Below are 6,919 nucleotides of genomic sequence, written 5' to 3' on the forward strand. Positions count from 1 at the left end.
CACATGCGGTACCGAAGACTGGGCGCCACCGGACTGGAGATCAGCGCCGTCGGCCTGGGCAGCTGGGCCACCATCGGCGAACGGCTGGACGACGACGCCGCCGCCCGCCTCGTGGCCCGCGCCTACGACCTCGGCGTCACCTACTTCGACACCGCCGAGACCTACGCCGACGGGCGCAGCGAGGAGGCGTTGGGCCGGGTGCTGCACCGCCTGGGGCTCCCCCGGGAGACGCTGGTGCTCAGCGGCAAGGTGTTCTACGGCACGCACCGTCGCCGGCCGGGCAGTTGGGGCCTGAGCCGCAAGCATGTCGTCGAGGGGTGCCACGCCACGCTGCGCCGGCTGGGGGTGGACCACCTGGACGTCCTGCTCTGCCACCGCTTCGACCCGGACGTGCCGCTCGCCGAGACCGTCCGCGCCATGTCGGACCTGGTGGCACGCGGCGACGTCCTGTACTGGGGCACCTCGGAGTGGAAGCCGGCCCAGGTCGCCGAGGCCCGCGACCTCGCCGAGCGGCACGGCTGGGCCCCGCCGAGGGTTGAGCAGCTGCTCTACAACGTGTTGGAACGCGACCGGTTGGAAGGGGAGTTCGCCCCCGTGGCGGAGCGGCTCGGAATCGGCCTGACCACCTGGTCACCGCTGGGGTACGGGCTGCTCAGCGGCCGCTACGACCAGGGCGTACCGGCGGACGGCCGGCTGGCCGACCCGGCGTACGGCTGGCTGCGCGACCACGCGCTCGGCCCGGGCGTCCTGGAGCGGGCCGCCGCCTTCACCCGGCTCGCCCAGGAGAGCGGACTCACCCCGAGCCGGCTCGCGATCGCCTGGGTACTGCGCAATCCGGCGGTGGCCTCGGCGATCTGCGGCGCCTCCCGGCCTGATCACCTGGACGACAACACGGGTGCGGTGGACGCCCTGGACCTGCTGGACGACGGGCTGTCGGCCCGGATCGACGCCGTCGTCGGCGCAACCGCACGGGACGAGAGGACGGTCGACGCATGACCGCGAGCAGCACGGTCTGGTTCAACGGCGCACTCGCGGAGCGCCGTTCGGCGGACCCCTCCGTCGCCAGCAACACCCTGCACCTGGGCATCGCGGTCTTCGACGGACTGATGGCGTACCGCAACGGCGGCTCCTGGTACCTGCACCGCGGCATCGAGCACGTGCGGCGGTTCACCACCGGGGCAGCCCGGATGGACCTGGCCCTGCCCTGGAGCGCCGATGAACTACTGGACGGCATATGGGAGTTGCTGGAGACCGTACCGCCCCGGACCCACTACGTGCGCCCGATCGCCTACCGGACCGGACCGGAGGTGTTCTTCCAGGTCGAGCGGGACACCAGCAGCGCCTGCGTGTTCGCCGTCCCGGTCGAGCGCGACCAGGACGAGCCGCTGGCCTGCCGAATCTCCGGCATCCAGCGGGTGCCGCACCGCGCCGTGCCGGCCTCCTGGAAGGTGTCCGGCGCGTACGCCAACAGCTACCTCGCGGCCCGCGAGGCCCGGGCGAGCGGGTACGACGACGGCATCATGCTGGACGCCGGGGGCCTGATCGCCGAGGCCAGCACCTCGAACCTGTTCTTCGTCAGGGACGGCGCCCTGGTCACTCCCCGACTGACGCCCGACATCTTCCCGGGCATCACCCGCGCAGTGGTCGTCGAACTGGCCGGCGCGCTCGGCGTCCCGGTGCTCGAGGAGGATCTCCGACCCGCCGAACTCCCCGCGTTCGAGGCCGCGTTCCTGTGCGGAACGCTCAGCGAGCTCCGCCCGATCGACCGGATCGGAGACCTGGCCTACCGCTCCGAGGGGCACCCGGTGTTCCGTGCGGTTCTCCGAGCGTTTCGCGAACTCACCCATCAGTAGGCAGGAACAGCCATGCGCACGCTGCTGATCGACAACCACGACTCGTTTACCTACAACCTCCACCATCTGGCTGCCGAGGTCAACGGCGTGCCGCCGACCGTGATCCGCAACGACGACCACCGGGCCTGGGACCGGCTCGACCCGGCGTCCTTCGACAACCTGCTCGTCTCACCCGGCCCCGGACGCCCCGAACGGCCTGCGGACTTCGGGCTGAGCCGCCGGGCCCTGGACCTCGGCCTCCCGGTGCTCGGGGTCTGCCTCGGTCACCAGGGGCTCTGCCACCACCACGGCGCGCGGGTCGCGCACGCGCCCGAACCGGTGCACGGGCGGGTGACAACCGTGCGCCACGACGGGGAGGACCTGTTCGCGGGGATCCCGTCGCCGTTCCGGGCCGTGCGGTACCACTCGCTGGCCGTGGACCGGCTCCCGGACTGCCTGGAGGCGACGGCGTACGGGCCCGACGGGGTCCTGATGGCGGTGCGCCACCGCTCCCTCCCGCAGTGGGGCGTGCAGTTCCACCCCGAGTCGATCGCGAGCGAGCACGGGCACCGACTGCTGGCCAACTTCCGCGACCTCACCGCCGGACGCCGGGCCGGACACCGGGCCGGACACCGCCGGTCGGCCGGCCCAGCGCGCCAGGCACCGGCAGCCACAACCGTAGCGTCGCCGGCACCGGCGGACCCGGGCCACCGGATCCACGTCCGGACGCTCGACCACGTCCCCGACGCGGAGCAGGCCTTCACGACACTCTTCCGAGACGACCCTCAGCACTTCTGGCTGGACAGCAGCCTCGCCGCCGACCTGTCCGGGTTCTCCTTCCTCGGCGGCGCGGGGCCGCTGTCCGAGTACGTGACCTACGACGTCACCGAGCGCGCCGTCCGGATCGAGGACCGCCGGGGCGTGCGGACCGTCCCGGGGACCCTCTTCGACCACCTCGAAGCCCGGCTCGCCGAGCGCCGGCTACCGCCCGTGCCCGGCCTCGGCACCGAGTTCAACCTCGGCTACGTCGGCTACCTCGGCTACGAACTCAAGGCGGACTGCGGGGCCCGGGCCGCGCACCGCTCACCGCTGCCCGACGCCGCACTGCTGTTCAGCGACCGGATGCTGGTCCTGGACCACGAGCGACACCGTGCCCACCTGCTCTGCCTGGCGGCCGAAGGGGCCGGGGCCGACGCGGAGGGCTGGCTCACCGCGGCCTCCGCCGCGCTGTCCGACGCCGCGCGCGACCCGGCCGCCATGGCGGAGGAACCGGACCCGGCACCACTCCCGCGGATGACGCCACGTCACGGAGATTCCGATTACCTCGGGTTGATCGACCGCACCCTGGCCGCGATCGGCGACGGCGAGACCTACGAGGTCTGCCTCACCAACACCCTCTCCGCGCCCGGGCGGATCGACCGCCTCGCGACCTACCGCCGACTGCGGCGGGCCTGCCCGGCCCCGTACGCCGCTCTGCTGGGCTTCCCCGAGGCCGGGGTGCTCAGCGCCTCCCCGGAACGCTTCCTCAGGATCGACGGCTCGGGGCGCATCGAGTCCAAGCCGATCAAGGGCACCCGTCGACGCGGCGCCGACCACGCCGAAGACGCCCGGCTGGCCGAGGAGTTGCGCACCTCGGAGAAGGACCGCAGCGAGAACCTGATGATCGTCGACCTGGTCCGCAACGACCTCGGCCGGGTGTGCGAGGTCGGCAGCGTGCACGTGCCGGACCTCTTCGCGGTGGAGACCTACGCGACCGTCCACCAGCTGGTCAGCACCGTCCGGGGGCGGCTGGCCCCCGGGCGCTCCGCCGTGGACGCCGTCCGGGCCGCCTTCCCGGGCGGGTCCATGACCGGCGCGCCGAAGCTGCGCACGATGGAGCTGATCGACGAACTGGAGGGCGGCGCCCGAGGCGTGTACTCCGGCGCGCTCGGCTACTTCGCGCTGAGCGGCGCGGCCGACCTGAGCATCGTGATCCGTACCCTGGTCGCCGAGCCCGACCGGACCACGCTCGGCACCGGCGGCGCGATCGTCGCACTCTCCGATCCGGCGGAGGAACTCGCCGAGACCCGGCTGAAGGCGGACCGGCCGGCCTCGATCCTCGTCCCGGAACAACCCACCCGTCACAGCCCGCGGCCGACCACCCGCAGTATTCCGGTCAATTGATACCGGCACCGCCCGGGCAATTGACTACCCCTCGGATCTCACCGTTGCGCCCCGGACAGAGTTCCGGTTAGATCGAAACATGCATACCACGCAACACCTCATCGCGCGAATTCACGTGGACCTGCTCCGCGTGAACAGCGCGGGCTGTTGCGCGCACCGCTGAGAGTCCTCCACTTCTCCTGCGTCCACCCGGCGGGTCGGCGCAATGACCCGTTGTCCGGGACAGGCGGTGTTCTGCATGACCCAAACCTTGGCGCAGGCCGAGAATTCCCCCCCGCTCAGGCGCAATCGAACCTTCCTGGCCGTCTGGGCCGGACAAGCCGTCAGCGATGTCGGCAGCCAGGTCAGCACGCTCGCGATCCCGCTGGTCGCCGTGCTGACCCTGCACGCCTCCACATTCCAGGTCGGCGTGCTGCGCTCGCTCGCGATGCTCGCCTTCCTGCTCGTCTCACTGCCCGCCGGCCCGCTGGTCGACCGGTGGCGGCGGCGCTCCGTGCTGCTCTGGTGCGACCTGTTGCGCGCGGCCGCCATGACCGGGCTGCTGGTCGCGCTGATGTCCGACCTGCTGGCGATGTGGCAGCTCTACACCGTGGCCTTCGTGACCGGGACGGCCTCGGTCGTCTTCGGCATCGCCTTCGACAGCTACCGGGTCGGCATCGTCCCCAGGTCCCGGCTGGCCGAGGCGAACTCACGGTTCGCGGTCACCGAGTCGGTCTCCCGGTTCGCCGGGCCCGGCCTCGGCGCCACCCTGGTCAGCTGGGCGGGTGCCCTGGCGGCCGTCCTGCTGGACGCGCTGTCCTACCTCGTCAGCTTCGTCCTCCTCGCCGTGTGGGGCGACCACGAGAGCGACCGCGGACCGGAACGGGACGCCCGCTCCCGCACCGGTCCGCGCGGGCTGCTCCACGAGATGGGCGAGGGCATCTCCTTCGTCCGGTCCGACCGGGTGCTCCGCCGGCTCACCGCCTACACCGCCGTGGGCAACCTCACCCTGTTCGCCGGGATCGCGGTCATGCTCGTCTTCATGGTCGACACGCTCCGCATGAGCACCACCACCGTGGGCCTGGTGTTCATGGTCGGCGAGGCCGGCGGGTTCCTGTCCGGCCTCCTCGCCGCCCGGCTGATGCGAGTGGTCGGCTCCGCGCGCGTGCTCTGGGTGGCAGCGGTGTGCGCACCGGTCGCTTTCATCCCCGTGTTCGCCACCCCCGGCAACGCCGTCGTCGTGCTCAGCCTCTACATGCTCTGCTCGTCGGCCCGCTTCGTCGTGTACGACATCGCCCAGTACACCTACCGCCAGTCGGTGTGCCCGCCCGAGCTGCTCGGCCGGATGACCGCCTCGATCCGCTGGGTGGTCGGCACCTCGGCCGCCGTCGGCTCGCTGCTCGGCGGCTGGCTGGGCGTCGCCGCCAGTCCCCGCGCCACCCTCGCGGGCGCGGCCGTCGTCCTGACCGCCGCCGCCCTGCTGCTGGTCCTCTCGCCGCTGCGCGGCGCCAGGGACCTCGACGAACTCATCGGCCCGTCACCGACCCGGCCCTGACCGCCCCTCCCCACATGACCGGGCCGACTTGCCCGGCGGCGCCACCGGCCCGCCCCGTCCCGTCCACGGACGACCCCCATGTCACGCACCTGCATTCCCCGGCGACACCCGAGGTGGAACGTGAGCGTCTTTGAGATCGAGACACCGGACACCATCCTCCGACAGATCGACACCGTCTCCGAACGGGCCGCCCGAGCGGCCCTGCTGGACCACGGCGGAGCCGCCGGCGACCCTCCCCCGGACGGCCCCTGGCCCACCGCGGTGGCCGTGGTCGTCCGGATCGTGCTGCGGTCGGCCTTCACCGGGATCCCGGTCGACACCGTGGCCCTACGGCACACCGTCCTCCGCGCCCTACGGCAGGACCCCGCACCGGCGGCACCGCCCGTCCTCTACCGCGCCGCCCTGGAACACGCCTGGCGCATCCTGCGCGACGTCACCGACGGCGAGGTCCTGCTGCGGCACGCCGAGTACTTCTTCCACTGCGTCCGGGACGGCGAAGCCTGTGTCGCCCCGCTCCCGGAGGACTCCGCCGGACCGTCGCCGGAGACCCCCGAGGCGCTGGCCCTCGCCGCCAGGACGCTCGTCGAGGGCGGCTCCCCCGACCGGCTGCCGCCCGCCGTACGGACCTCCCTGGCACCGACCTACCTGGTCGCCGTCGCAGCCTTCGCCGCGGAGGGGCACCACGGCTACGCCCGGGCCGCCGTCGGACGCGAACAGGTGGAGGCCCTGCGGCGGCTCACCGGCGCCGCAGTGCTGACCGTCGACCGGGCCGCGGATACCGTGCTGCTGCTGCCCGTCCGCAGCAGCAGCCGGACCACCCAGGCCAAGCTGGTGAACGCCCTGCGGGCGGTCTTCGGCGGGACCGCCACACCACTCGTGACCTGTGGTATCTCCACCCCGGCGACCCGCCATGACATCCCGTCGGCGGCCCGGGAGGCCGCCGAGCTCAGCCAGGTGGCGCTCTCCCTGGGCTACGGGCCCGGGGTCTACCTGATGGAGGAGCTGATGCTGGAGGTCATGCTCCACCGGGCACCGGACCTGGTCGGCCGGCTGGCTGCCCGGCTGACCCCGCTGACCCGCTCGGGCTCGCACCTGATCGACACCCTGGAGGCCTTCCTCGACTGCGACCAGGAGCGCAAGGCCGCCGCGAAACGCCTGTTCATCCATCCGAACACGTTGAGCTACCGGCTGCGCCGGATCCAGGACCTCACCCACCTCTCCCCGACCAGCTCCCGCGACATCGGCGTACTGCGCGCCGGGCTGATCGCCAGCCGGATCATCAGCGCCCGCTGAGCGGGCCCGACCACCGCCGTGGGGGGGGGGGGCCCCCCCCCCGCCCCCGCCGGCCCCCCGCCCCCCCCCCCCGCCGCCCCCCCAGAGGAGAAAAAAA

General features: G+C 72.7%; 5 protein-coding genes. All 5 read left to right on the plus strand.

Annotated features, from left to right (window positions below; all coding sequences use genetic code 11):
• Nucleotides 1-3 precede the first annotated feature (3 nt).
• The 5 genes from ACFQ6N_RS26245 (at nucleotide 4) to ACFQ6N_RS26265 (ending at nucleotide 6,822) form a co-directional block, all read left to right on the plus strand.
• Nucleotides 4-996 carry an aldo/keto reductase gene (locus ACFQ6N_RS26245; protein ID WP_380653724.1) on the plus strand — a complete coding sequence of 331 codons (993 nt, stop codon included), beginning with the start codon at nucleotides 4-6 and terminating at the stop codon, nucleotides 994-996.
• The gene (locus tag ACFQ6N_RS26250; RefSeq protein WP_380653727.1) at nucleotides 993-1,853 is read left to right on the plus strand and encodes an aminotransferase class IV; all 861 of its coding nucleotides are present in this window, start codon (nucleotides 993-995) and stop codon (nucleotides 1,851-1,853) included. Before ACFQ6N_RS26245 ends, ACFQ6N_RS26250 begins: the two co-directional genes overlap by 4 nt.
• 12 nt (nucleotides 1,854-1,865) lie before the next feature.
• Nucleotides 1,866-3,995 (plus strand): aminodeoxychorismate synthase component I, encoded by a 2,130-nt coding sequence (gene pabB / locus ACFQ6N_RS26255; protein ID WP_380653730.1) that lies wholly within the window; start codon nucleotides 1,866-1,868, stop codon nucleotides 3,993-3,995.
• A 238-nt stretch (nucleotides 3,996-4,233) separates the two neighbouring features.
• Nucleotides 4,234-5,529, plus strand: coding sequence for an MFS transporter (locus ACFQ6N_RS26260; protein WP_380653733.1), 1,296 nt, complete (start codon nucleotides 4,234-4,236; stop codon nucleotides 5,527-5,529).
• A gap of 120 nt (nucleotides 5,530-5,649) precedes the next feature.
• Nucleotides 5,650-6,822 (plus strand): PucR family transcriptional regulator, encoded by a 1,173-nt coding sequence (locus tag ACFQ6N_RS26265; protein ID WP_380653735.1) that lies wholly within the window; start codon nucleotides 5,650-5,652, stop codon nucleotides 6,820-6,822.
• The last annotated feature ends 97 nt before the right edge of the window (nucleotides 6,823-6,919 follow it).

The sequence above is a fragment of the Kitasatospora sp. NPDC056446 genome (genome assembly GCF_042796115.1).
Lineage (GTDB): Bacteria > Actinomycetota > Actinomycetes > Streptomycetales > Streptomycetaceae > Kitasatospora.